We start from the raw sequence: 23,617 nt of genomic DNA, 5'->3' as shown, positions 1-23,617 counted from the left end.
TTATCGGCGAACCGCGTCCGACTTGTCGCGCGCGGCCTTGAACTCCGAGCCCGGCTTCCACTGCGGCCACTTGGCGGAACCTGCCAGTTCCTCGCCGATGGTGCGGATCAGTTCGACGTCCTGCACCGCGCCTTCCATCTTCCATTCGGGCGACCAGGCGTCGCAGGCCTGGTGGTAGCACTGGCCGGTATAGGCATCGATCCAGGCCTGCCCCGCCTTGACGCCGCCGTCCTTCAGGTCGGCCGCCCCGGCAAGGCCCATCATCAGCATGACCGGCACGCCGCGCTTGGCGAAGGAGAAGTGGTCGGCGCGGTAGAACAGCCCGCGCTCGGGCAGGCTCTCGACCGTCACGCGGCGGCCCTGGGTCGCGGCGACGCGCGCCATGTCGTCCTCCAGCGTGTCCTGGCCCTTGCCGATCACCGTCACGTCGTTCGCCGCGCCCGCGGTCTGGAGCACGTCGATGGTGAGGTTGGCGACGGTCTTTTCCATCGGGAACACCGGGTTGGCGGCGTAGTATTCGGAGCCGAGCAGCCCGCGCTCCTCCGCCGTCCAGGCCGCGAAGACGACCGTGCGCTGCGGCGCCGGCTCGCTTTTCATGACGCGGGCGATGTCGAGGATGCCGGCGATGCCGATGCCGTCGTCATTGGCGCCGGCGCGGTAGATGCGGCCCTGGGCGTCGGGCGCGCCCTTGCCGTAGGCGTCCCAGTGGGCGCCGAACATCACCGTCTCGTCCTTGCGGGTGGTGCCGGGGATCTGCGCCAGCACGTTGTGGCTCATGACTTCCTCGTGGGCGACCGGGACCTCGGCATCGAAGGTCACGCCCTTGAGGTCCACCGGCCTGAAGTCCGGACGGCGCGCGGCGACCGAAAGCTTTGCAAGGTCCAGCCCGGCCGAGGCGAACAGACGCGTCGCCGCGTCGGCGGAGAGCCAGCCCTGCAGCGCCAGGCTGGTGAGCTTGTCCTTGCTGCGCACGATGTCGTAGTTCTCGCCGCCCGGGCTGGTGACGACGTTCCAGCCATAGCCCGCGCCCGCCGTGTCATGCACGATCAGCGCACCGATCGCGCCCTGTCGCGCGGCTTCCTCGAACTTGTAGGTCCAGCGGCCGTAGTAGGTCATCGTCCGGTCGCCGAACTTGCCGGCGGCGGGCTCGCCCTTCTTCGCGTAGAAGTCGGGATCGTTGATGAGGAAGACAACGACCTTGCCCTTGAGGTCCATGCCCTTGAAGTCGTCCCAGCCGCGCTCGGGCGCATGCACGCCGTAGCCGACAAAGACCACCGGCGCGCCGGCGATCCGCGCGGTATCCTCGGGGCGCAGGGTGGAGATGTAGATGTCCTTGGCGACCGTCACCGGCATCGGCCCCTTGGGCCCTGCGAAGGCGAGCGTCCCGGGCGCGCCCAGCTTGGTGTGCAGCAGCGGCACTTTCTGCACCCACTGGCCGTCCGGCCCGGCCGGCTGGAGGCCGATGTCCTGGAAGCGCGCGATCAGGTAGCCGATGGTGCGTTCCTCGCCCACGGTGCCCGGCGCGCGGCCCTCGAAGGTATCGGACGAGAGCGTCTTGACGTCGGCGACCATGCGGTCGGCATCGATGGCCTCGCGCGCGATGGCAGGGTGGCAGACAGAGGCGAGCAGCGCTGTGACGGGCGCAAGGAGGGATTTTTTCATGGCCCCCGCTTTTAGGCAGCGGGGCAGGGGAGGCAAGCCTGCTCTGGTCCGGCGCGGCGCCGGTGGAAGCAGGGGCGGGGAGGCAAAGCAGAATGTCTTGGACAAGCGGCGGGTTTTATCCGAAATGCTGTGAACTACCTTGGATCGCTAGGGAGAACAGAGATCCGCCTTTCATGACCGCCGCCCCTCTTGCGGGACTGCCTTGCGCGTCGGCGGGCGAGCCGCATGCCGTCCCCGGCATGCGCGCGCAGGTTGCCGCCTTCGACTGGAGCACGACCCCGCTGGGTCCGCGTGAGGACTGGCCGGTCGAACTGCGTCTGGTGGTCCAGCAGATGCTCGATTCCCGTTTCCCCAAGGCGGTCATCTGGGGCGCCGGGCTGACGACGCTCTACAACGATGCCTTCGTGCCGATCCTGGGCGACAAGCCGGCCCCGCTCGGGCGCTCGTTTGCCGATATATGGTCCGAGGCATGGGAGATCATCGGCCCGATCGCCGATCGCGCCTTTGCCGGCGAGCCCACCTACATCGAGGATTTCCCGCTGGAGGTCGAGCGTTTCGGCTACCGCGAGCAGGCCTGGTTCACGTTCTGCTACAGTCCGCTCAGGCTGGCCGACGGTTCCATCGGCGGCATGCTCGACACCGTGGTCGAGACCACCGGCAAGATGCGCGCGCAGGCCGCGCTGGCGCTCGCCAACCAGGAACTGGGGCACCGCCTCAAGAACACGCTCGCCCTCGTCCAGGCGATCGCGCGCCAGAGCCTGCGCGGCTCGGCGGAGCCGGGGGCGCTGGACGCCTTTTCGTCGCGGCTGGCGGCGATGGGCAAGGCCCATGACGTCCTGATCCATCAGGACTGGTCGGAGGCCTCGCTGGAACAGGTGGTGCATTCCTCGATCGCGATGCATGTCGCCCGCGAGCGCGTGTCGATCGCCGGGCCGGAGTTGCAGATCGGCTCGCGTGCGGTGGTGGCGCTCACGCTCATGCTGCACGAACTGGCGACCAATGCGATCAAGTATGGCGCCCTGTCGAACGAGACGGGCCGCGTCGGCTTCTGGTGGGAGCTTGATGGCGAGAGCCTGACCCTGCACTGGCAGGAGGAAGGCGGCCCGCCGGTCTGCGCGCCGCAGCGCAAGGGCTTCGGTTCGCGGTTGATCGACATGGGATTCGGTTTCCGCAGCGCGGTCGAGCAGCGCTACGAGGCCGACGGGTTCAGCCTGAAGATCACGGCGCCGCTGAGCGAACTGGTGACGTGAGATGACCGTAGCTAGGTTAAGCGCCGCGCGGCGCCCGGGCGTTCCAAGCTGCTGATGCGTCAGCATCATCGCACCTTGGTATAAGGCACAAAAAAGCGGGCCGGACGCTGTGTCCGGCCCGCTTTTTCGCGAATTTCGCGGCACCGGCCCACTCCCCCACCCGACCACCCATCGGCAGTATTCTGTGGGTGGTCGGGTGGGGGAGTGGGCTGGTGCCGCCCTCAAAATGCCCTTTAGGGCATTTTTTAAACAGTCTCTCAGCGGCAGCGCGAATAATTCCCCGCGCGGCAGGCGGCGACGTCGCGGCGCCACTGCGCGAGATCGGCCTCGTAGTCGCGGCGGGCCTGGGCATAGTCGCGCGACTGGCGGGCGTAGTCGGCCCGGCCGGACTGGTAGTCGCCTTCCTCGAAATCGCCGTCGTCATCGCCCGACTGGCGATAGGCCTTCCAGCCCTTGGCGTACTGTGCATCGCGCTGGCGCACGTAGGCGAGCTGGTCCTGGTTGAGCTTGCGGATGATGGCCCGGTCGCGGGCGATGGCCTCGGGCGTCATCGTCGGATCGCGCGGATCGTCGGCGAGCGCCGGGCTGGCGAATGCGGTGGCCAGCGTTGCCGCGGACACCATTGCGAAAGCCGGCGCGCCCAGTGCGCGCAGGAAAAGCGACCCCCTCATCTTTGTACTCCGTCCCTGAAGGTGTTTGCGCGCATCTCTGGCGGTCTTCGCGGCGGCGCGCAAAGCCAATGCGACGAATTGCGCGGCGCGGAGACGGAGCGTGCCGAGCCTGCGGCGGGCTGCCGGCCTGCGGGGGAACCCGGTGCGGGGTGGGGCTGGGGGACGGCTGGGTAGGGGCGGGCGGCCGATGCAGTGCCGCGTCCTGACCGCTTTGGGCCCGGCCTGGCGGATTTGATTTCCGCGAATAATAATAGTGATAAACGTTAAAAATAGTTCGTTTCGCTCTATTTTTATAACTACACGCGCTTTTGCAAGTATGTTTCAGGTGATGTTGGTGGGTTTATTTCGGAAACGTTCTGAAATTGCGTGGGGGTGTATTTATGGATCACGCACCGGCCTCGCGCAAGCGGCGGGGCCGGTGCGAAATCCCTCATTTTCCTAGCGTTGCGCAAAGACGGCCAGGGAGCCGCCGCCGCTGCCGGCGAGCGCGAGGGTTTCGCCGCGTTCGCGGGCGGCCATGCGCTGGGCGAAGAGTTCGTCACGCGCCGCATAGGCGCGGCCGGTGGATTCGTCGCGGCAGCTGATCATGTTGCTGTATTCCGGAATATCACGGTAATCCGCGAAGCCGCAGACCTTCTTGACGGCGGAATCGAGGCGAACGGTCAGGCGATCGCGGCCGTACGGGCTGTCGAGATCGAGGTCGCCGTAGCGCACCACGACCCGCGGGACGTTCCGGTCGATCTGATGCTTGACGACCACCTCCTCGGCGGCTGCCGGCGGCGTGAGCGCGATCATGGAGGCCGCGGTCAGGGCGGTGGCGGCGGCCATGGCGAACGTGGAATGGATCTTGTGCATCTTGGGTACTCCTCCTGAGTGTGCAGCTCCCATCGCCCGCGAAGCCTCCCTGCTGCGCGAACCTGCAAACTGCCTGCGGCCCGGACGAATTCCGAAAAAAGCAAAGTTGTGCAGATGCTTGTTCCGCCGGCTCGATGGCTCGCCGGAAGGTACTGCATGGACTGCTGTTCGCCCGTGTTGCGACGATCCTGGCCAAGCGATTGTTATGCTGCCTTTACTTATTTTAACGAGGCAGAAAACACGGCAAAGGGTGAGTCGATACTCTATTCGGGCAGGGACTCTATTGCGCATCGTCGCGGGGCTTTCAAGTCCGCAAACCCCCGGATCGGCAAACGGCATCGGTGCTTCGATGGAGTGCATTGAATCGCCGACGAATGACGCGGCGATAAATTTGCAGGCGCTTTGCGGCGGGGTGGGGCATGCGTTGATTTCCTCAAGCGCGTTCCCAAATGACGCCGGACCGGTCCTGCTGCGGCATGGCTTGCGTGTCGCGAACAAATCTGGAACATACCGCCCCCATGAGTCTCTCCCACATCACCGTCCGCGGCGCCCGTGAGCATAACCTCAAGGGTTTCGACATCGAACTCCCGCGCGAGAAGCTGATCGTCATCACCGGCCTGTCGGGTTCGGGGAAATCCAGCCTCGCGTTCGACACGATCTATGCCGAGGGCCAGCGCCGCTATGTCGAGAGCCTCTCGGCCTATGCGCGCCAGTTCCTGGAGATGATGCAGAAGCCCGACGTCGAGCATATCGACGGCCTCAGCCCGGCAATCTCGATCGAGCAGAAGACCACCAGTCGCAACCCGCGCTCGACGGTGGCGACGGTGACGGAGATCTGGGACTACATGCGCCTGCTCTGGGCGCGTGTGGGCATTCCCTATTCACCCGCCACCGGCCTGCCGATCGAGGCGCAGACCGTCTCCAACATGGTCGACCGGGTGATGGAACTGCCCGAAGGCACCCGCGCCTACCTGCTCGCGCCGGTTGTGCGCGGCCGTAAGGGTGAATACCGCAAGGAACTGGCCGAGTGGCAGAAGGCGGGCTACACCCGCGTGCGCATCGACGGCGAGCTCTACGCCATCGAGGACGCCCCCGCGCTCGACAAGAAGTACAAGCACGACATCGAGGTCGTGGTGGACCGCATCGCGGTCAAGGACGGCATCCAGACGCGCCTTGCCGACAGCTTCGAACAGGCGCTCAAGCTCGCCGAGGGGCTGGCCTACATCGACCTTGCGGACGGCGTCGTGCCGGGCCGTGAGGAAGAGGGTAAGGGCAAGAAGAACCTCAAGGGCGCCGGCCTGCCGCCGAATCGCATCGTGTTCAGCGAAAAGTTCGCCTGCCCGGTCAGCGGCTTCACCATCGAGGAGATCGAGCCGCGCCTGTTCTCGTTCAACGCCCCGCAGGGGGCCTGCCCGGCCTGCGACGGGCTGGGCGAGAAGCTGCTGTTCGACCCGCAGCTGGTTGTCCCGAACGAGCATCTCAGCCTCAAGCAGGGCGCCATCGTGCCCTGGGCCAAGTCGAACCCGCCTTCGCCTTATTACATGCAGGTGCTCTCCAGCCTGGCCGAGCACTTCGGGTTCGACCTCACCACGCCGTGGGACGCGCTGCAGACCGAGCTGAAGATCGTCATCCTCTACGGCACCGGGGGCAAGGCCGTGCCGCTGACGTTCAAGGACGGCAAGAAGGAATACACGGTCAACAAGCCGTTCGAGGGCGTGATCGGCAACCTCAACCGCCGCATGATCCAGACCGACTCTGCCTGGATGCGCGAGGAACTGTCCAAGTTCCAGACCGCGCAGCCCTGCGAGACCTGCGATGGCAAGCGCCTCAAGCCCGAGGCGCTGTCGGTGAAGATCGCCGGCAGCGACATTGCCGATGCCGCGCGGCTTTCGGTGGCGGACGGCTTCGCGTGGTTCGGCGCGCTGGAGGAGAAGCTCACCAGCCAGCAGCAGCAGATCGCCAGGGCCATCCTCAAGGAAATCAACGAGCGGCTCGGCTTCCTCAACAACGTCGGGCTCGACTACCTCAACCTCGACCGTACCAGCGGCACGCTGTCGGGCGGCGAGAGCCAGCGCATCCGCCTTGCCAGCCAGATCGGCTCGGGCCTCTCGGGCGTGCTCTACGTGCTCGACGAACCCTCGATCGGCCTCCACCAGCGCGACAACGACATGCTGCTGGAAACGCTCAAGCGTCTGCGCGACCTTGGCAACACCGTGATCGTCGTCGAGCATGACGAGGACGCGATCCGCACCGCCGACCATATCGTCGACCTTGGCCCCGGCGCCGGTGTCCACGGCGGGCAGGTGGTGGCCGAGGGCACGCTGAAGCAAGTGCTCAAGAGCAAGAACAGCCTCACCGCCCAGTACCTCAACGGCACCCGCAGGATCGAGGTGCCGACCACGCGCCGCAAGGGCAATGGCAAGCAGATCGTCGTCGAGAACGCCCGCGCCAACAACCTGAAGAACGTGACGGCGCAGTTCCCGCTCGGCACGTTCTGCTGCGTCACCGGCGTGTCCGGCTCGGGCAAGAGCTCGCTCACCATCGACACGCTGCAGGCCGGCGCCTCGCGCCAGCTCAACGGCGCGCGGGTGGTGGCGGGCGCGCATGACCGGATCACCGGGCTCGAACACTGCGACAAGGTGATCGAGATCGACCAGTCCCCCATCGGCCGCACCCCGCGCTCCAACCCTGCCACCTACACCGGCGCCTTCACCCAGATCCGCGACTGGTTCGCCGGGCTGCCGGAATCGGAAGCGCGCGGCTACAAGGCCGGGCGCTTCAGCTTCAACGTCAAGGGCGGCCGCTGCGAGGCGTGCCAGGGCGACGGGCTGATCAAGATCGAGATGCACTTCCTGCCCGACGTCTACGTCACCTGCGAGGAATGCCACGGCAAGCGCTACAACCGCGAAACGCTGGAAGTGAAGTTCAAGGGCCACTCCATCGCCGACGTGCTCGACATGACGATCGAGGACGCGGAGGAGTTCTTCAAGGCGGTGCCGCCGATCCGCGACAAGATGCACATGCTGAACGAGGTGGGCCTGGGCTACGTCAAGGTCGGCCAGCAGGCGACCACGCTGTCCGGCGGCGAGGCGCAGCGCGTCAAGCTCGCCAAGGAACTCGCCCGCCGCTCCACCGGCCAGACGCTCTACGTGCTGGACGAGCCGACCACCGGCCTCCACTTCGAGGACGTGCGCAAGCTGCTCGAAGTGCTCCACCGCCTTGTCGAGCAGGGCAATTCGGTGGTGGTGATCGAGCACAACCTCGACGTCATCAAGACGGCCGACTGGATCATCGACATGGGCCCGGAAGGCGGCGTGCGCGGCGGCGAAGTGATCGCGGCCGGTACGCCGGAGGATATCGTGAAGGTGAAGAAGTCCTTCACCGGGCACTATCTGAAGCCGCTGCTGGGAGGCGGGGCGAAGTGAGCAAGCCCAAGTGAGCGGGAAACGCGACGTCAACTCCGGCTATCGGCCCGAGTTCGTCGCCGCCCTCCAGCTTTTTGCGCGCGTCAGCGAGGCCATGCACCTGCGCGGCCTGCAAAGGCCCATTCTGGTCGGCGGGGCGGCGGCGGAACTATGGTCGCTCAGCGCCGTGACCACCGGCGACTTCGACATCTGCACCACCCGCCAGCCGGAACTCGAAGAGGAGATGGAGCGGGCGGGGCTCGTCCGCCCGCGCGGCGCGGGCGCCATGCTCAAGGGCTGGGTTCACCCGGAATTGCGGCTCGGCTTCGAGGTCGTTGCCGAAGTGCCGATGGATGGCAACATCGAGCCTGCCCGCTTGCGCCTGATCCGCCCGGTCGGCGAAACGGCTTTGTTCCGCGTGATCAGCGTCGAAGACCTGATTGCGGATCGCATGGGTCAGTATGCTTCGCGCAGCGCGCCGGACCGCATCGATCAGGCGCGCATTCTGTTATCCCTTCACCCCGATGCGGATCTGGACTATCTTGAACGTCGCATCCGCGAGGAAAGCATGGGCGATTATGGCGTCGAAGACATCATCGACTGAACCCGCAGAGACGGTCATGGACATGGCCGATCTCGGCGCGCGCCTTGCTGCCCGACGGAAGGCCGCGGGCGTTCCTCAACTGCCGCGCAATGCTGGGGCAGATCGCACGCCTTCTAAACAGGCTCTGTTGGGCGAAATCGCGAAGACCTGCGCGGACTGGTAGCTTGTCTCTCCTGAAACGAGGAGGCGATTGCCCGCAGGGTGGTGGAAGGGTCTAAGATTCGTGCGGCGGCGCGAAGAAGTAAAGGGAAAATGCGAGGGATAGCACCCTCGCCTTCCCAATAATTAAGAGCCTCTTCCTAAAATGTTAGTTTTGCTTCCGGGAAATACATCGAAATAGGAGTGTCGGCCTCTGCGCCTGTTTCGAGGGCTGCTCTTGCTTGTTGGGCGATTTGAGAACGATATATGTCCACATTCGGCAGTAGAGTATAGATGTTTCGATTGTTGATGAATATAGTCCTCATTTGGTTTACATCGAATGGAATTGGGTCGCCTTGTTGAATTATTTGAACAACCGGAAGTCGTGATGCATGGCGTATCGCTAATTCATAAAATACATTTGCATTGCTGTAAGATAGGTCTGCAATTACCAATCTTGATTGAAGGATATATTGCATGATTTGTCTGGTTATGACGCCTGCTTGCTCGATTTTGTCGGCCCGAACGACGTTCAATCCTATTGTCCTGACTGCAGGTTCTACAATTTGTTCTAAAAATAGATCGGAATGCTGCCTTGTTTCAGATCCATCCTGACCTATCGGTGTAATGTAAAAACAAGAGCTTTCGTAGTCTGCCACTTCTTTGGTCATTAAAGAGGCGTCCCGGCGCAAAGGTGCTGCGTCAATGTCGAGTGAATCGCCAGTGGTATAAGAAATCGTGCGAATGGATGGCGTCGCAGGAATGCTATCTAGAAGGTGGTCTACCGTGACAATTCGTTCTGCGCCTGACAGGGTTTGAAGTAGTCCGACAGTTTTAAGATTTACAATGAATGTGTCGACGCATTCTTCAAGAAAATCATCGGGTGATCGGCCCCCACCGAGTGGTCCGGGTTATTTGTTAGTGTAAGATTGCCTCCGGCGCCATGGCCGGCCGCAGGTGGAGCGAAGCGGAACCGGAGGGCGGCCATGGCGGCGTCGCTGCTTCCGGGGCCGGCGGCCGGTAGCCCAGCGAGCTGTGCGGCCTGACAGTGTTGTAGTGCCGCCGCCAAGCCTCGATCAGGATCTTAGCCTCGGCCAGGGTGTAGAAGATCTCACCGTTGAGTAGCTCGTCACGCATCGAGCCGTTGAAGGACTCGCAGTAGCCATTTTCCCACGGGCTGCCGGGGGTGATGTAGAGCGTCTTCACACCGATCCTGCCCAGCCATTCTTGCACGGCATTGGCGATAAATTCGGGGCCATTGTCCGACCGTATATGCGCAGGCGGCCCACGCGTGACGAACAGATCGGCCAGCGCCGCCAGCACATCCTCGCTCCTGAGCCGTCGCGCGACCGGCAAGGCCAGGCACTCCCGACTGGCCTCGTCGATGATCGACAAGATGCGGAACTTGCGACCATCATGCGTGCGGCCCTCGACGAAGTCGTAGGACCACACGTGCCCCGGATATTCGGGCCGCAGCCGGATGCACGATCCGTCATGGAGCCAGAGCCTTCCGCGCTTCGGCTGCTTTTGCGGCACCTTGAGCCCCTCGCGGCGCCAGATGCGCTCGACCCGCTTACGGTTCACATGCCACCCCGCATCGCGCAGCAGGGCGGTCACCCGGCGATAGCCGTAACGACCATATTGCCGGGCGAGAGCGATGATGTCCTCCGTCAGTGCGGCTTCGTCATCCGCCCCGCGTGGCGCCTTGCGCTGCGTCGATCGATGTTGCCCGAGCACACGGCACACCCGCCGCTCGGAGACAGCCATGATCCCTCGGATGTGATCGACACAGCGGCGGCGTCTGGCGGGGCTCAATAGTTTCCCCGCGCCGCCTCCTGCAGAATCATTTTATCGAGCGTCAGATCCGACACCGCCTGCCGCAGCCGGGCGTTCTCTCGCTCGAGATCCTTCATCCGCCGTGCCTGATCCATCTTCAGCCCGCCGTACTCCTTGCGCCAGCGGTAATAGCTCTGTTCGGTGACGCCGATCCGCCGGCAGGCGTCGGCCACCGTCCCGCCCTGCGCCAACACGATCTCCGCCTCACGCAGCTTGCCGATGATCTCCTCCGGCTTGTGCTTCCGAGCCATTCCATTCCTCCTTCGTGGTCAAGACTACGATAGTCGATGGGCCACTCAGAAGGGGGCAGATCAAAGCTTCTTTGGCTGTGTCAATTATGGCTGCTCTTGCAGGTAGCTTGTTGTTACTGTATTTATCAAAAATAAATTTGAAACACTCGATTTTATTTATCGCAAGATCGGTTTTAATTTTTGATCTCTCGCGATTGCTGGTGGTTTCGGAGAAATACTGGCGGCATGCTTCGGTGGGCTCAATGAAATCGCTTTGATAGCCGCCTTTAGCTAACCCATATTTATTGGAATTTGTAATGAGCATTCGGCTTGCACTGCTATCAGGTGCTTTGCCGAGTTCATTGAACAGAGAAAGCCGGCGCACCGATTGGCCGCTGCTGAAATTATAGAGTTGCTCCGCAAATTTTAGAGCATCTTCAAATGGCCCGGCGGGAAACGGCCTTGTCGGTCGCTTGTTTCGTGATGAGGGGGATTTAGGGAGGGCGGGCGAATCTTCTGATTTCGTCTTACGTTTCGTCGTATTTGAACGAGGTTTTGTTTCGGAACTTTTGGTGCTTACATTGTCGGCATCAGACATGGAATAATTCCTGCTTCCAAAGAACAGCATTATGATGCGAAGCAATCAGCCGGTCGGCAACGGGGTTGCGGATTGTTTTCCTCAATATCCTGTCGTTTATACAATTTAATCACCGTCGCTTCTCACCTTTCTGGCTCAATGTGCTGTGTGCGACAGCTTTCCTACACATCCCCCCATGCGATAAATAATCCGGTTCACCCCGGCGCGGCGGCGCCGGGGCTTTGGCTCCAGTCCTGGGGGTGAACCATGTCCGACCATTCAAACTCTTCGTATCCCACCGCTGCCGGGCGGGGGTGGATTCCGGGCTCTCGGGATATCGGGTTGCCGGGGGAGTCCTTTCCGCGCGGGCGGGGTGGGCGCTCGGCTGAGGGCGATCCCGGCGTTCGCCGGGACGACGGGGAGGGGCTTGGCGGCGGTGCCGGGCCGGGCGCTTCGGCTTTGCCGGGCGCAAGGGAAAGGTTCGGGGAGCGCGAGGGCGATAGTCCTCGCATCTTGACGTGTTCTTCTCCTGCGGGCGGCGGCGACCTCGCTCTCGACCGGACGTCGCAAGGGGCCGATCTCTCACCCCGCAATGCGTGGACGGCGGAGCGCAAGGTGCGGTTCCTGCACCGGCTGGCGGAGAAAGGCGACGTGAGCTCGGCCTGCGCGGGGGTGGGGCTGTCGCGGCAGTCGGCCTATGTGCTGCGGCGGCGGGACACTCTGTTTGCGCTCGGGTGGGATGCGGCGCTGGTGCTGGCGCGGCGGCATGTCGAGGAGGTGCTGGCGGTGCGGGCGCTCGACGGGGTGGAGGAGGCCGTGTTCTACCACGGCGAGCAGGTGGCGGTGCGGCGGCGCTTCGATGCGCGGCTGCTGCTCGCGCATCTGGCGCGGCTCGACCGGGCGGCGGCGGAGACGGCGGCGGGGGCGCATGCCGACCGGTTCGACGAAGTGCTGGCGCTGGTGGCGGGCGAGGTGCCGGAGGAGCTGGTGCTGCTCGGCGGCGAGGAGGAGGGCGCGGGTTTGCCGCCGGAGCGGTCGCGCTACGTGGCGGAGCTGGGCGCGGCGATGGCGGCGGCCGAGCGCGAGGCCTGGCTCGATGCGGTAGATGCCGGGGAGGAGGCCGGTGATGGGCCCGCGCCCGATCCCGAGGCGTGCCGCGCGGTGGCGGCGGGCGAGTGGGATGCGTGGCAGGGCCGGGCGGCGGCGCGGGTGGACGGGGTGCTGGCCGGAGCCTCGGCGCCGATGGAGTTCAAGTCCGCGAATGGGGCTGGACTATCTTGCGCAGGACCGTGTCAACTGTGTCAACCGGACGGCGCGGCGGGTGCGCGAAAAAATATCGGCGTCCGGGAACTCTATGCTGGTGGCGGTGTTTCTATGGGTGAAGGCCGGCGCGGTGCTTCCCCCACCCCCCTCCGTTACCGTGTCGGCCTAACCTTTTTCCAGATCAGGCAGGACGGGCGATCAGTCGTCTTCGAGGACGGCGAGTTCGACTTTGCCGGAGCCGGCGCGCGAGATGCCGATCTTGTCGGCGGCGGCCTTGCTGAGGTCGATCAGGCGGTTCGAGTGGAACGGGCCGCGGTCGTTGACGGTGACGATCACCGACTGGCCGTTGGCGGGATTGGTGACGCGGACCTGCGAGCCGAGCGGCAGGGTGCGATGCGCGGCGGTGAGGCGGGCCGGGTCGAAACGCTCGCCGCTGGCGGTGCGGTTGCCGGCGAGTTCGCGGCCGTAGAAACTGGCCATGCCCGAACCGATGGTCTCGAACTGCGGCTCTTCGGGCTCGATGGCGTCGGTAAGCGGCGTTCCGGGGATCGGCGTGGTCGCTACCGGTGCGACGGGCAGGGCGACCATGGCGGTCGGCGCCTTGATGGCCGCAACCGGCTCGGCGCCGGGCAGCGCGACCAGCCGGCCTTCGGCGATGGCCGAAGAGGCAGGAGCTGCGATGAGCGCCGCGGTCGCCAGAGCGAAGCCGATGCGCTTTGCGAGAGCCTTAGGCGGTTGGTTTTGCTTCCCCGTCATAGGCAGGGACTCCTACAGGCAGTTCGTCGCGATGGGCACCCATGCAAAAGCGGCCCGTCGCACTTTGGCAACGGGCCGCCGGATGTCGTTAAGACGTTGAAAGGATTCGGAAGGCCGAATCCGGGGGATCTTACTTGGAGTCGCGCTGGGCGAGCAGGCGCAGGCGCAGGGCGTTCAGCTTGATGAAGCCGGCCGCGTCCTTCTGGTCGTAGGCACCGGCATCGTCCTCGAACGTGACGTGGCGTTCGGAGTAGAGCGAGTCCGCCGACTTGCGGCCGACGACCGAGGCATTGCCCTTGTAGAGCTTGAGGCGGACGGTGCCGTTCACCCGCTGCTGCGAGTGATCGATGGCGGCCTGCAGCATCTCGCGCTCCGGTGCGAACCAGAAGCCGTTGTAGATGAGCTCCGCGTACTTCGGCATCAGCTCGTCCTTGAGGTGCGCGGCGCCGCGGTCGAGCGTGATCTGCTCGATGCCGCGGTGGGCACGGGCGTAGATCTCGCCGCCCGGCGTCTCATACATGCCGCGCGACTTCATGCCGACGAAGCGGTTCTCGACGAGGTCGAGGCGGCCGATGCCGTGCTTGCGGCCAAGCTCGTTGAGCGCGGTGAGCAGCGAGGCGGGGCTCATCGCCACGCCGTTGAGCGCGACGCCGTCACCCTTCTCGAAGTCGATGGTGATGTATTCCGGCGCGTCCGGCGCGTCTTCCGGGTTGACGGTGCGCGAGTAGACGTAGTCGGGGGTCTCTTCCCACGGATCTTCCAGGACCTTGCCTTCGGACGAGGTGTGGAGGAGGTTGGCGTCGGTCGAGAACGGGCTTTCGCCGCGCTTGTCCTTGGGGACGGGGATCTGGTGCTGCTCGGCCCAGGCGATGAGCGAGGTGCGGCTGGTGAGGTCCCACTCGCGCCAGGGGGCGATGACCTTGATGCTGGGATCGAGCGCGTAGGCCGAGAGTTCGAAGCGGACCTGGTCGTTGCCCTTGCCGGTGGCGCCGTGGGCGACCGCGTCGGCGCCGGTCTCGTGGGCGATCTCGATCAGGCGCTTGGAGATCAGCGGGCGGGCGATCGAGGTGCCGAGGAGATAGTCGCCTTCATAGCGGGCGTTGGCGCGCATCATCGGGAAGACGAAGTCGCGCACGAATTCCTCGCGCAGGTCGTCGATGTAGATGTTCTCGTCCGGCAGGCCCATCAGCTTGGCCTTGGCGCGGGCGGGTTCGAGTTCCTCACCCTGGCCGAGGTCGGCGGTGAAGGTCACCACTTCGCAGTTGTAGGTGACCTGAAGCCACTTGAGGATGACGCTGGTGTCGAGGCCGCCGGAGTAGGCGAGGACGACCTTCTTGATGCTGTCGGACATGGGCGCGGGCTCCGCAGGAATGGGCATTGGATTCGGGACGCGCGCCTAACAGCACGCGCCCCCTTGCGCAATGAAGGAAAGGTATGGGTCTATGCGCCGAGCAGCGCGCCTTCCGCCGCCGCCATGTAGTCGCGCGTGAACGGCAGTGTCTTGCGGGTACGGGCATACTGGATCTGGTAGTTGCACATGCTGCCGCTTTCGAAGGCGGCGGTGGCGCCGGCGAGGTAGAAGATCCACATGCGGTAGAACCGCTCGTCCATCATCGCGATGATCGCCGCCTTGTTGGCAACGCAGCGCTTGTACCATTCGCGCAAGGTGAAGGCGTAGTGGAGGCGCAGGTTCTCGACGTCGGTGGCGATCAGGCGGAACTTCTCGCTGGCTGCCACCGTCTCGCTGAGCGCCGGGATGTAGCCGCCGGGGAAGATGTACTTGCGGGTGAAGGCGTCGGTCGAGCCGGGCCCGCCCATGCGACCGATGGTGTGAAGCAGCATCACGCCGTCATCGGGCAGAAGCTGACCGCAGGCCTTGAAGAACTGCGCGAACTGCGCCTGCCCCACGTGCTCGAACATGCCGACCGAAACGATGCGGTCGAACTTCTCTCCGCGCGCTGCAAGGTCGCGGTAATCGACGAGCTGGAACGTGCACTTGTCCGCCACGCCCGCCTGCTCGGCGCGTTCGCGGGCAAGTTCGAGCTGTTCCTCGCTGAGCGTGATGCCCAGCACCGAGACATCCGCGTGCCTGGCGAGGTAGATCGCCATGCCCCCCCAGCCGCAGCCGATATCCAGCACGCGCTGGCCGGGCTCTAGCGCCAGCTTGGCGGCGATATGCGCGAGCTTGGCGGTCTGCGCTTGCTCCAGCGTCATGCCTTCGGGATCGGGCCAGTAGGCGCAGGAATATTGCATGTGCTCGATATCGAGGAACAGCTTATAAAGCTCGTTGCCGATGTCGTAGTGGTGGGCGATGTTCTTCTTGGCGCTGGCGGCCTTGTTGATGCCGTCGACCAGCGTGACGAGCTTGCCGGTGACTTTTTTCAGCGCCGACTGTTCGTGCAGTTCGCCGCCCTTGTCCCACTTGGCATTGGCGCGCAGCAGTTCGACAAGCCCCATGATGTCGTCGCCTTCGACGACAAGCTTGCCGTCCATGTAGGCTTCCGCCGCGCCGAGGCGGGGGTCGGTGAGGATCTGGCGCTCGGCCTTGCTGTCGGTGAAGCGGATGCGCACATCCGGGAAGCCGGGGGTTGCCGTGCCGACACGCTTTACGCTGCCGTCGGGGCGGGTGAGTTCAAGCGTGCCCTGTCGGACGCCGCGTTCGAGGAAGCGATCGAGAATTCCCATTGCCATCAGCCGTTTGTGAAGGGCGCGGAGGCCCGGAACAAGAGGGTTTCACGTGCGAAGGTCGCAAGCGAAGGCGAGAAATCCGGCAGCTTCTCTCCCTACTGCCGGGCGAGAAACAGGACGTCGCGCGGCTGCGCGAGGAGGTGCTGGCCTGAATCTACAAATAGCGTCTCCCCGCTCGCCAGCCAGCCGCTGCCCAGGAACAGCGCGGCTTCGGCGACATCTTCCGGAGTGGTCTTGCGGTGGAGCAGGTTCATGCGGTGCGAAATTTCGGTTTCGGCCTCGCTCTGGTCGTGGCTGGCGAGGATGGCGCCCGGCGCAAGGGCGTAGATCCGGTCTTCCTCGCGCTCCCGCGCCATCGAGAGCATCGGCACCGTCGCGGCAAGGGCGTGCTTGCTCATCGTGTAGGAGAAGAAGTCCGGATTGGGATTGAGCAGCTTCTGGTCGGTGACGTGGATCACCCGGCGGCCATGCGGGCTGCGTGACTGGGCGAGGAAGGCCTGCGCCAGCCGTACCGGGGTGGCGGCATTCACTCGCATCGCCTTTTCGTACGTCGCGGGATCGAGTTTTTGCGCGGTGTCGAGGTCGAACATCCCGGCGCAGTTCACCAGCACGCGCCAGTCCGCCAGTCGCTCAGCCAGCTTCGCGACCATGGCCAGGGGCGCGCCCCAGTCATCCAGCTCGCAGCTGACGATCTCGGCGCTGGGCAGTTCGGCGGCGAGGTCCTCGGCCTGCGCGCGCGAGCGGCCATAGTGGATCACCACGTGCCAGCCCGCAGCGCCATAGGCACGGGCGATCGCCGCGCCGATCCGCTTGGCCCCGCCGGTGACGAGCATGGTTGGCCGTTCGCTCATGCCTGCGCTCACCTGTCACCTTGCGGTTGACACAGTTGACACGGTTCAGGGGAAATTTCTTCCCCTCGATCGGCCCGGGCGGGACGGCGCTGGAGGGGCGATTGCCGGAGCATGGGGGGGAGGGGGCTTCGCGCGACCATTGCCGGCATAGGAGCATAGTCGGGCGGCTTAGGAAAGGCCCCTATGCACAGACGGATAGATTGGCTGGCGGCGTGGGAGGCCTGAGCTGGGGTGGGGAGGGGCGCACGGGGCGCCGCTGTCCGGCATGGCGGCCCCCGGCAAGAAAAAAGGCGCGCCGCATGCAGCGGCGCGCCTTTTTGTGTCCGGCCATGCCGGCCGCGATCAGCGGCAGCGCGGGCGGCTGTTGTTGCGGTCGACCTCGCGGCCGAGCAGGGCGCCGGCGCCGGCGCCCAGGATCGTGCCGGTGGCGCGGTCGCCGCGGGTGTCGATGGCGCGGCCAACCAGTGCGCCGGCCACGCCGCCGACCAGCAGGCCGGTGGTGCCGTTCGACTTGCGGCAGCGGTAACGGCCGTCATTGCCGCGCCAGTAGCGGATACCGTTGTCGGTGTGGTGATATTCCGGGCCACGACCACGACCGCGTCCATGGGCTTCGGCGGCTTCGGTCAGCAGGCCGGTGGAAACCGTGAGGGTGGCGAGAGTGGCTGCGATCAGTGCTTTACGCATTTGTGTCCTCCATGTGGCTTGTCTGTTGCGACCTGGAGGCGCTCTTTCCAGCCTGCGGTTCAACGCAGGATGAACAAAGCGTTGTACGGGCATTCAAGCGACAGGACGTGCTGCTGCGGCGATGAGTTCCGCCTAGAATTCGTGCTGATAGGAAATGCCGATGCGTTTCCTGGTGCCGAAGCTGTTGTTCACGTAGCTGCCGCGCAGTGCCACCGTGTCCTGTTTGGTCAGGTGGTAGGACAGGCCGCCGCCTGCCGCGACGCCCGAATAGTCGTGCGTGCCGCGGGTATAGTTGGCGCCGGCCATCAGGGTCAGGCGCGGGGTCAGCGGCCGGATCGTGAACAGCCCGAGATAACCGCTGCTGCTGCTCATCGTCATGGGAATGCCGTCCTGCTGGTCGAGGTCGGTCACCGCGCCTTGCCGGCTATTGGTGTAAGTATAGCCGAACGGGACAAACACCAGCCACTTGCCGGTTTTCAGGCCGAGCTGGCTGAGCGGGACGAAGCCGCCGAGCGAATAGCGGGTCTGCTTGACCCCGGTGTCGAGCTCGCTCCTGCCGGCCGTGAAGGTGACGATGGCAACCGGCAGGAGATAGGATGCGCCGAGCGACCATTGGCCCGACCTGGCGATCCTTGCATTGAATTTCAGCTTGGGGCCGATCGCCATCGAGCCGGACATGGAAAGCTCGTCCGCATAGGCGACACCCAGCTTGGTGGCGATCTTGGTGGGATCCTCGGCGGCCTTCTCGGCCTCCGGCGAAGGGGCGGGCCGGTCGTCCTGCGCTTCCTGCTGTTGCGATTCCTGCTCCTGGGCGAGTGCCGGGCACGCGCAGGCAAAGGTGGCGAGGGCTGCACCCAGCGCGGCGAGACGCCCCGGTGGCCGGCCTCGGGATAATATCTGCCTTCGCATCGACCGGCTTGCGCCTCCTCCCTGAGTTTACCGCCTGGCACCGGCAGGCAGAATGAGCAGGGGGAGCGAAGCGCCGCAACGGGGGGTATACCCGTGTTTTTCCGGGAATATCTACCTAGGTTGTAAACGGCTTCGGTCGCCGCGGGGGCGGGCGTGGTCTGCCTTCACCCGTCTTTCCCGGGGAGCGCTGCGAGCGTGAGGCGTGCTTCGCCTTGCCGTCCGGGGCGGGCTTGCGGCATAGGCTGGGCCATGACTGACACTCCCGATCTGTTTGCCCGGCCTGCGCTTCCGGGCGAGGCCGAAGCCGCCAACGAACTCATGCGTCTGGCGCGTCAGATCAACCGCGCCAACCGGCTCTATCATGCCGAGGACGCGCCCGAGATCGCGGATGCCGAATACGACGCGCTGGTGCGCCGCAATGCCGAGCTGGAAGCGGCCTACCCGCATCTGGTCCGGCCCGATTCGCCCGCGAACAAGGTCGGCCACGACGTGGCCGCCTCGCCGCTCGGCAAGGTGCGGCACGAGGTGCGCATGATGAGCCTCGACAATGCCTTCAGCGACGAGGAAGTGGAGGACTTCGTGGGCCGCGTGCGCCGGTTCCTCTCGCTCTCGGCAGACGAGCCGGTGCTGGTCACGGCGGAGGACAAGATCGACGGCCTCTCCTGCTCGCTGCGCTACGAGAACGGCAGGCTGGTGCGCGCCGCCACGCGCGGCGACGGGCAGGTGGGCGAGGACGTGACGCCCAACGTCGCCCACATCGCCGACATCGTGCAGGAACTGGTCGGCGACGACATTCCGGACGTGTTCGAGGTGCGCGGCGAAGTCTACATGGAAAAGGCCGCCTTCCACGCGCTCAACGAGACGCTGATGGCCGAGGCACGCGCCTTGGCCGAGGAAAAGGGCGAGCCGTTCGACGAGAGCAAGGTCCGCCAGTTCGCCAATCCGCGTAATGCTGCCGCCGGATCGCTGCGCCAGAAGGATGCCGCGGTGACCGCGAAGCGCCCCTTGCGCTTCTGGGCGCACGGCTGGGGCGCGGCCAGCCACGTGCCGGGGGCGAGCCAGCATGAGGTGATCCGCCGGATCGAAAGCTGGGGCCTGCCGGTCTCGCCGCAGTTCCGGCTCTGCCATTCGGTCGAGGACATGCTCGCCGCCTACCGCGCGATCCGCGACGGGCGGCCCGATCTGCCGTTCGAGATCGACGGCGTGGTCTACAAGATCGACCGCCTCGACTGGCAGCAGCGCCTCGGCTTTGTCGCCAAGGCGCCGCGCTGGGGCCTGGCGCACAAGTTCCCGGCGGAACGGGCGGAAACCACGCTGGAATCGATCGATATCCAGGTCGGTCGCACCGGCAAGCTGACGCCGGTGGGGCGGTTGAAGCCGGTGCTGGTGGGCGGCGTCACCGTTACCAACGTCACGCTCCACAACCGCGACGAGATCGGGCGCCTCGGCGTGCGCCCCGGCGATACCGTGGTGCTCCAGCGCGCGGGCGACGTGATCCCGCAGATCGTCGACAACCTCACCCGCGAGGTGGAGCGGCCGGCTTTCCCGTTCCCCGATCACTGTCCCGAGTGCGGCTCGGAAGCCGTGGCGGAGGAAGCCGAGGTCGACGTGCGCTGCACCGGCGGGCTGATCTGCCCGGCGCAGCGGACCGAGCGGCTCAAGCACTTCGTCAGCCGCGGCGCGCTCGACATCGAGGGGCTGGGCGAAAAGACCATCGACGAGTTCTTCGCGAAGGGCTGGCTCGAAAGCCCGGCGGACATCTTCCGTCTCCGCAAGCGGCGCGAGGAGATCCTCGCGCTGGACGGGTGGAAGGACAAGTCTGTGGATAATCTGTTGGCGGCGGTGGAAGCCAAGCGCCGTCCCGATGCCGCGCGGCTGCTGTTCGGGCTCGGCATCCGCCACGTCGGCGCGGTGACGGCGCGCGACCTGATGAAGCGGTTCGAGGCGCTGCCGGCGCTGCGCGCGATTGCCGAGCAGGCGCACGCAAAACAGGGCGAGGAAGCCGCGCAGGCGGGTAGCGATGCCTATTCCGAGCTGGTCTCGATCGACGGCATCGGCCCGGCGGTGGTCGAGGCGCTGGGTGATTTCTTCCACGAAGAGCACAACCGCGCGGTCTGGGACGATCTGCTCTCCGAAGTATCGCCGCCGCCTTACGTGGTGGAAACGGTCGAGAGCGAAGTCGCGGGCAAGACCGTGGTCTTTAGCGGCAAGCTGGAGACGATGAGCCGCGACGAGGCCAAGGCGCAGGCCGAACGGCTGGGCGCCAAGGCGGCGGGCTCGATCTCGGCCAAGACCGACATTCTGGTCGCCGGGCCGGGCGCGGGCTCGAAGCTGAAGAAGGCCGCCGACCTTGGCATCAGGGTCATCGATGAAGCGGAATGGGCCCGGATCGTCGAAGCCGCCGGCTGAGGGGTCGCAGTTTCAGCCGCCGGTTCTCGGACCGGGCCCATTGGTCAGCGCCGGAAGGGACACACCCCGTCTCGCCCGGCGCTATGGTGCCGCAGCACCGGCCCGTTCAGGAGAAGCGGGACTGGCGTTCGTGCACCTGACGGTAGTGCTGCACGCGGGTGGCGCGCAGCCCTGCCATTCCTTCGCGCTCGACGGCGCGCTGCCACGAGGCAAGTTCCTCGAGCGTGAGATCGTAGCGGTCGCAGGCCTCGGCGATCGTCAACAGGCCCCCATTGACGGCAGCCACGACTTCGGCCTTGCGGCGCGCGACCCAGCGTCGGGTATCGCGCGGCGGCAGGGCCTTGCGGTCGAGAGCTTCACCCAGGGGTCCCACGACGACCGCGGGGCGGTCGATTTCGGTACGAAGCATAGTTGGCCTCATGAGCTGTTGTCACCAGCCCCCCTTGAGGCTCAATTCTTGTTTGGAATCCTTAATTCCGTCTTGTTTTATGTGGTTAATTTTGTTTTTCGGTAAATCCGATACCGCGTTGAAATACGTACGGAAATCCGCCATGAAAAAGTTGACGAATTATTTACAGCGCGTTTACCTTTGTTAATTAGTCATCCGGTCATCAACGCGAGACCGACGAGGGAGGTGTCCTGGTGTTGCCCGCAGTCCACGCGGTTACCCCTTTTGCCACGGCCTTGGCCCGCCATATCTCGCCCGAAGGGTGTCAGCTCGTGATCGAGAGCAGTCTGCTGGAAAAGGGGCTGCGGCTGGTCATGGCGATGTCGGGCTTTGCCCGCGTCACCGGGACGGTGCGCTGGGTGGTGGGCGACCGGGTGGGTTTTGCCTTCGATGCGCCGATCGCGGGCGAGTTCATGGAGGCCATGAAGCTGGGGCCGCATGGTCCGGGGCTGGAGCTTTATCGGGCCTGAAAGATGCCCGCCGCGAGCACGTCCCGCGGCGGGATCCGGTTCATGCCTGCTTGCGGCGCGCGCGCATCCACAGGATCGACCAGTCGCCCTTCACCAGCCTTGCGGCGAGCCGCAGGCCGGCGCGGCGGCAGGCGCCGCGCACGGCGGCTTCCTGGGTTTCCAGCAGGCCCGCCAGCACGAGGCTGCCACCCGGCGCCAGCGCCTTGGCGAAGTGGGGGGCGAGGCTCACCAGCGGTCCGGCGAGGATGTTGGCCATGATGAGGTCGTAAGGACCGCGCGCTTCGAGCAGCGGGTGCTCCATGCCGTCGGCGATCGTCATCGCCAGTTCGCCCTGACGCGCGCCGAGCGGCACGCCGTTGGCCTCGGCATTGTCGGCGACGACGGTGGCGCAGACGGCGTCGATGTCGCTGGCGGTGGCCAGCGCGCGGGGCCAGAGCGTCATCGCCGCAAAGGCCAGCAGGCCGGTGCCGGTGCCGATGTCCGCATGGTTGCGCACGACAAGGCCCTGCGCCTTCATGTGGGTCAGCATCTCGAGGCAACCGGCGGTGGTCGCATGCTGGCCGGTGCCGAAGGCCTGGCTGGCGGGGATCACGAAATCGGTGACGCCGGGTGCGCTCAGCGCCGGATATTCAGGGGTATGCACGTAGAAACGCCCGGCGCGGATCGGTTCGAGGCCTTCCTGGCTGGCGACCAGCCAGTCGGTCTCGGGCAATTCCTCGACGGTGAACTTCGGCGCGCCGCCGGTGAACAGCGCGGCGAGGGCGTCCTTGTCCGCCTTTTTCGGCTTGTGCGCGAGCCAGGCTTCGAGCTGCCAGTCGTCCGGCTTGTCCTCGGCGATCTCGCTGCCGGAGATGACGATGTCGGGATCCCAGTCGAAAGCGTCCTCATGGGCGAGCAGCGCCCCCTCGATGACGGAGCGCGGGGCAAAGGCGGTGATTTTCCAGCTCACGAACGGGTCTCCTTCGCTTGCGAGCCGGCCTCTTGGGAAAGGCGCTGGTCGAAGCGGGTAGTGGCGGCGGCCGCATAGGCGCGGCAGGCGGTGGGATCGACCAGCGGGGCGGTGTCCGCCAGGCGCGCGAACAGGTCGCTCGCGCCGGGATGCGGGGTAACCAGCAGGTCGCAGGGAAGTTCGGCGATTCGCGTGTAGCCCTGGCGGACGGCGGCGATGCGCTCGGGGTGATCGGTGAAGCGGTAGCCCTTGGCGGAGATCGCGCTGGCGCTGTCGGCATAGGCGATGGTCAGGCACTTGCCCTGATCGTCGCACGATTGCCAGGTCCAGCTGGTCGATCCGGCGGCATGGGCAAGGGTGGCGCGGGCGGTGAGGGTGATGTTGCCCAGCGTCAGTTTCTCGCCATCGGTCAGGCGCTTGTCGACATGAACGGCGGGGAAGGCGTCGAGCCCGCCGTACTGCGGATCGGCGGGATCGGCCTTGCCGCTTTCCAGCACCTGCGCGGCGGCGGGCAGGGCGGCCACTTTCGCGCCGGTTGCGCGGCTAAGAGCGGCGAGGGCACCGGCATGGTCGAAATGCTCATGGCTGGAGAGGATCCAGCGCACGTCCTTGGGATCGAAACCCGCCGCCTTGATATTGGCGAGCACCAGCGGCGCCGCTTCCGGAATGCCGCCGTCGATCAGCACGTGGCCCGCTGCGCCGGTGATGAGGATCGCGCTGATGCCGCAGGTGCCGACATAATAGGTATTGCCGTATAGCTGCGCAGGCGGTGCCGGATCGCCCCAGCCGTCATGGTCCTTGCAGGCCGCGACGAGCCTGGCGGGCGCCAGTGCCTGCCGTGCGAGTCGCGCCGAAGCGGTCTCGGCGGGGCGTTCGGAAGGCGCGGCTGTACCGGGCGCGGAGGAACAGGCCGCGAGCAGGAACGCGGGGGGCAGAAGGAAGGGAAGGCGATTCATCGACCTG

The 23,617-nt window shown here is 65.4% G+C and carries 21 protein-coding genes; 5 read left to right on the top strand and 16 right to left on the bottom strand.

Going from position 1 to position 23,617, the window contains the following annotated elements:
• Positions 1–1,662 carry a M28 family metallopeptidase gene (locus CA833_RS01160; protein WP_207078957.1) on the bottom strand — a complete coding sequence of 554 codons (1,662 nt, stop codon included), beginning with the start codon at positions 1,660–1,662 and terminating at the stop codon, positions 1–3.
• Between the two features lie 173 nt (positions 1,663–1,835).
• On the opposite strand from CA833_RS01160, the gene CA833_RS01155 reads away from it, so the two are divergent.
• On the top strand, positions 1,836–2,912 hold the full coding sequence (locus tag CA833_RS01155; protein ID WP_207078956.1) for a sensor histidine kinase: 1,077 nt from the start codon (positions 1,836–1,838) through the stop codon (positions 2,910–2,912).
• A gap of 257 nt (positions 2,913–3,169) precedes the next feature.
• On the opposite strand, the gene CA833_RS01150 is transcribed toward CA833_RS01155, so the two are convergent.
• A complete protein-coding gene (locus CA833_RS01150; protein ID WP_242526203.1) occupies positions 3,170–3,583 on the bottom strand; it encodes a hypothetical protein in 414 nt (137 codons plus the stop codon).
• A 438-nt stretch (positions 3,584–4,021) separates the two neighbouring features.
• Positions 4,022–4,438 (bottom strand): UrcA family protein, encoded by a 417-nt coding sequence (locus tag CA833_RS01145; protein WP_185928704.1) that lies wholly within the window; start codon positions 4,436–4,438, stop codon positions 4,022–4,024.
• Between the two features lie 518 nt (positions 4,439–4,956).
• Here CA833_RS01145 and uvrA point away from each other — a divergent pair.
• A complete protein-coding gene (gene uvrA / locus CA833_RS01140; protein ID WP_207078955.1) occupies positions 4,957–7,863 on the top strand; it encodes an excinuclease ABC subunit UvrA in 2,907 nt (968 codons plus the stop codon).
• Between the two features lie 10 nt (positions 7,864–7,873).
• Positions 7,874–8,446: a hypothetical protein gene (locus CA833_RS01135; protein WP_207078954.1), complete on the top strand. Its 573-nt coding sequence runs from the start codon at positions 7,874–7,876 to the stop codon at positions 8,444–8,446.
• Between the two features lie 299 nt (positions 8,447–8,745).
• Here CA833_RS01135 and CA833_RS01130 read toward each other — a convergent pair whose 3' ends face one another.
• The 10 genes from CA833_RS01130 to CA833_RS01085 form a co-directional block, all read right to left on the bottom strand.
• A complete protein-coding gene (locus CA833_RS01130; protein WP_207078953.1) occupies positions 8,746–9,255 on the bottom strand; it encodes a hypothetical protein in 510 nt (169 codons plus the stop codon).
• Between the two features lie 247 nt (positions 9,256–9,502).
• A protein-coding gene (locus tag CA833_RS01125; RefSeq protein WP_207078821.1) for an IS3 family transposase occupies positions 9,503–10,671 on the bottom strand; the annotation gives its coding sequence in 2 pieces (ribosomal slippage) (positions 9,503–10,410 and positions 10,410–10,671; 1,170 coding nt in all).
• Positions 10,625–11,248, bottom strand: coding sequence for a hypothetical protein (locus CA833_RS01120; protein WP_207078952.1), 624 nt, complete (start codon positions 11,246–11,248; stop codon positions 10,625–10,627). The genes CA833_RS01125 and CA833_RS01120 overlap by 47 nt, the downstream gene beginning before the upstream one ends.
• Positions 11,249–12,267: 1,019 nt before the next feature.
• Entirely contained in the window at positions 12,268–12,480 is a 213-nt protein-coding gene (locus tag CA833_RS01115; RefSeq protein WP_207078951.1) for a hypothetical protein, read from the bottom strand.
• 208 nt (positions 12,481–12,688) lie between these two features.
• Positions 12,689–13,246, bottom strand: a complete 558-nt coding sequence (locus tag CA833_RS01110) for a septal ring lytic transglycosylase RlpA family protein (protein WP_242526202.1) — start codon at positions 13,244–13,246, stop codon at positions 12,689–12,691.
• A 130-nt stretch (positions 13,247–13,376) separates the two neighbouring features.
• Positions 13,377–14,597 carry an argininosuccinate synthase gene (locus CA833_RS01105; RefSeq protein ID WP_142632700.1) on the bottom strand — a complete coding sequence of 407 codons (1,221 nt, stop codon included), beginning with the start codon at positions 14,595–14,597 and terminating at the stop codon, positions 13,377–13,379.
• Positions 14,598–14,686: 89 nt separating this feature from the next.
• On the bottom strand, positions 14,687–15,931 hold the full coding sequence (locus CA833_RS01100) for a class I SAM-dependent methyltransferase (RefSeq protein ID WP_370584585.1): 1,245 nt from the start codon (positions 15,929–15,931) through the stop codon (positions 14,687–14,689).
• Between the two features lie 98 nt (positions 15,932–16,029).
• Positions 16,030–16,785, bottom strand: a complete 756-nt coding sequence (locus CA833_RS01095; RefSeq protein ID WP_207078950.1) for an SDR family oxidoreductase — start codon at positions 16,783–16,785, stop codon at positions 16,030–16,032.
• Positions 16,786–17,127: 342 nt separating this feature from the next.
• A complete protein-coding gene (locus tag CA833_RS01090) occupies positions 17,128–17,469 on the bottom strand; it encodes a glycine zipper 2TM domain-containing protein (RefSeq protein WP_207078949.1) in 342 nt (113 codons plus the stop codon).
• A gap of 132 nt (positions 17,470–17,601) precedes the next feature.
• On the bottom strand, positions 17,602–18,378 hold the full coding sequence (locus CA833_RS01085) for a TonB-dependent receptor (RefSeq protein WP_242526201.1): 777 nt from the start codon (positions 18,376–18,378) through the stop codon (positions 17,602–17,604).
• A gap of 249 nt (positions 18,379–18,627) precedes the next feature.
• Here CA833_RS01085 and ligA point away from each other — a divergent pair, with 249 nt between their 5' ends.
• Positions 18,628–20,787, top strand: coding sequence for an NAD-dependent DNA ligase LigA (gene ligA, locus CA833_RS01080; RefSeq protein WP_207078948.1), 2,160 nt, complete (start codon positions 18,628–18,630; stop codon positions 20,785–20,787).
• Between the two features lie 106 nt (positions 20,788–20,893).
• On the opposite strand, the gene CA833_RS01075 is transcribed toward ligA, so the two are convergent.
• Positions 20,894–21,196, bottom strand: coding sequence for a DUF1153 domain-containing protein (locus CA833_RS01075; protein WP_142632705.1), 303 nt, complete (start codon positions 21,194–21,196; stop codon positions 20,894–20,896).
• Between the two features lie 275 nt (positions 21,197–21,471).
• Here CA833_RS01075 and CA833_RS01070 point away from each other — a divergent pair, with 275 nt between their 5' ends.
• The gene (locus tag CA833_RS01070) at positions 21,472–21,705 is read left to right on the top strand and encodes a PilZ domain-containing protein (protein ID WP_242526200.1); all 234 of its coding nucleotides are present in this window, start codon (positions 21,472–21,474) and stop codon (positions 21,703–21,705) included.
• Between the two features lie 40 nt (positions 21,706–21,745).
• Here the strand turns inward: CA833_RS01070 and CA833_RS01065 are convergent, their stop codons facing one another.
• Both CA833_RS01065 and bla read right to left on the bottom strand, forming a co-directional pair.
• Entirely contained in the window at positions 21,746–22,654 is a 909-nt protein-coding gene (locus tag CA833_RS01065) for a 50S ribosomal protein L11 methyltransferase (protein ID WP_207078947.1), read from the bottom strand.
• Positions 22,651–23,610 (bottom strand): subclass B3 metallo-beta-lactamase, encoded by a 960-nt coding sequence (bla, locus tag CA833_RS01060; protein WP_207078946.1) that lies wholly within the window; start codon positions 23,608–23,610, stop codon positions 22,651–22,653. Before bla ends, CA833_RS01065 begins: the two co-directional genes overlap by 4 nt.
• Positions 23,611–23,617: the final 7 nt, after the last annotated feature.

The sequence above is a fragment of the Novosphingobium sp. KA1 genome (assembly GCF_017309955.1).
Classification (GTDB): Bacteria; Pseudomonadota; Alphaproteobacteria; order Sphingomonadales; family Sphingomonadaceae; genus Novosphingobium.
The sequence above is the reverse complement of the archived record's forward strand: the minus strand, read 5'-3'. Positions and strand labels throughout refer to the sequence as shown.

Excerpts from the sequence above, each read along its gene's own strand:
- CA833_RS01110 (WP_242526202.1), bottom strand. The coding sequence starts at position 13,246 with ATGACGGGGAAGCAAAACCAACCGCCTAAGGCTCTCGCAAAGCGCATC.
- uvrA (WP_207078955.1), top strand. The coding sequence starts at position 4,957 with ATGAGTCTCTCCCACATCACCGTCCGCGGCGCCCGTGAGCATAACCTC.
- CA833_RS01100 (WP_370584585.1), bottom strand. The coding sequence starts at position 15,931 with ATGGGAATTCTCGATCGCTTCCTCGAACGCGGCGTCCGACAGGGCACG.
- ligA (WP_207078948.1), top strand. The coding sequence starts at position 18,628 with ATGACTGACACTCCCGATCTGTTTGCCCGGCCTGCGCTTCCGGGCGAG.
- CA833_RS01090 (WP_207078949.1), bottom strand. The coding sequence starts at position 17,469 with ATGCGTAAAGCACTGATCGCAGCCACTCTCGCCACCCTCACGGTTTCC.
- bla (WP_207078946.1), bottom strand. The coding sequence starts at position 23,610 with ATGAATCGCCTTCCCTTCCTTCTGCCCCCCGCGTTCCTGCTCGCGGCC.
- CA833_RS01130 (WP_207078953.1), bottom strand. The coding sequence starts at position 9,255 with ATGACCAAAGAAGTGGCAGACTACGAAAGCTCTTGTTTTTACATTACA.
- CA833_RS01095 (WP_207078950.1), bottom strand. The coding sequence starts at position 16,785 with ATGAGCGAACGGCCAACCATGCTCGTCACCGGCGGGGCCAAGCGGATC.
- CA833_RS01085 (WP_242526201.1), bottom strand. The coding sequence starts at position 18,378 with ATGCGAAGGCAGATATTATCCCGAGGCCGGCCACCGGGGCGTCTCGCC.
- CA833_RS01160 (WP_207078957.1), bottom strand. The coding sequence starts at position 1,662 with ATGAAAAAATCCCTCCTTGCGCCCGTCACAGCGCTGCTCGCCTCTGTC.
- CA833_RS01075 (WP_142632705.1), bottom strand. The coding sequence starts at position 21,196 with ATGCTTCGTACCGAAATCGACCGCCCCGCGGTCGTCGTGGGACCCCTG.
- CA833_RS01150 (WP_242526203.1), bottom strand. The coding sequence starts at position 3,583 with ATGAGGGGGTCGCTTTTCCTGCGCGCACTGGGCGCGCCGGCTTTCGCA.
- CA833_RS01105 (WP_142632700.1), bottom strand. The coding sequence starts at position 14,597 with ATGTCCGACAGCATCAAGAAGGTCGTCCTCGCCTACTCCGGCGGCCTC.
- CA833_RS01155 (WP_207078956.1), top strand. The coding sequence starts at position 1,836 with ATGACCGCCGCCCCTCTTGCGGGACTGCCTTGCGCGTCGGCGGGCGAG.
- CA833_RS01120 (WP_207078952.1), bottom strand. The coding sequence starts at position 11,248 with ATGTCTGATGCCGACAATGTAAGCACCAAAAGTTCCGAAACAAAACCT.
- CA833_RS01145 (WP_185928704.1), bottom strand. The coding sequence starts at position 4,438 with ATGCACAAGATCCATTCCACGTTCGCCATGGCCGCCGCCACCGCCCTG.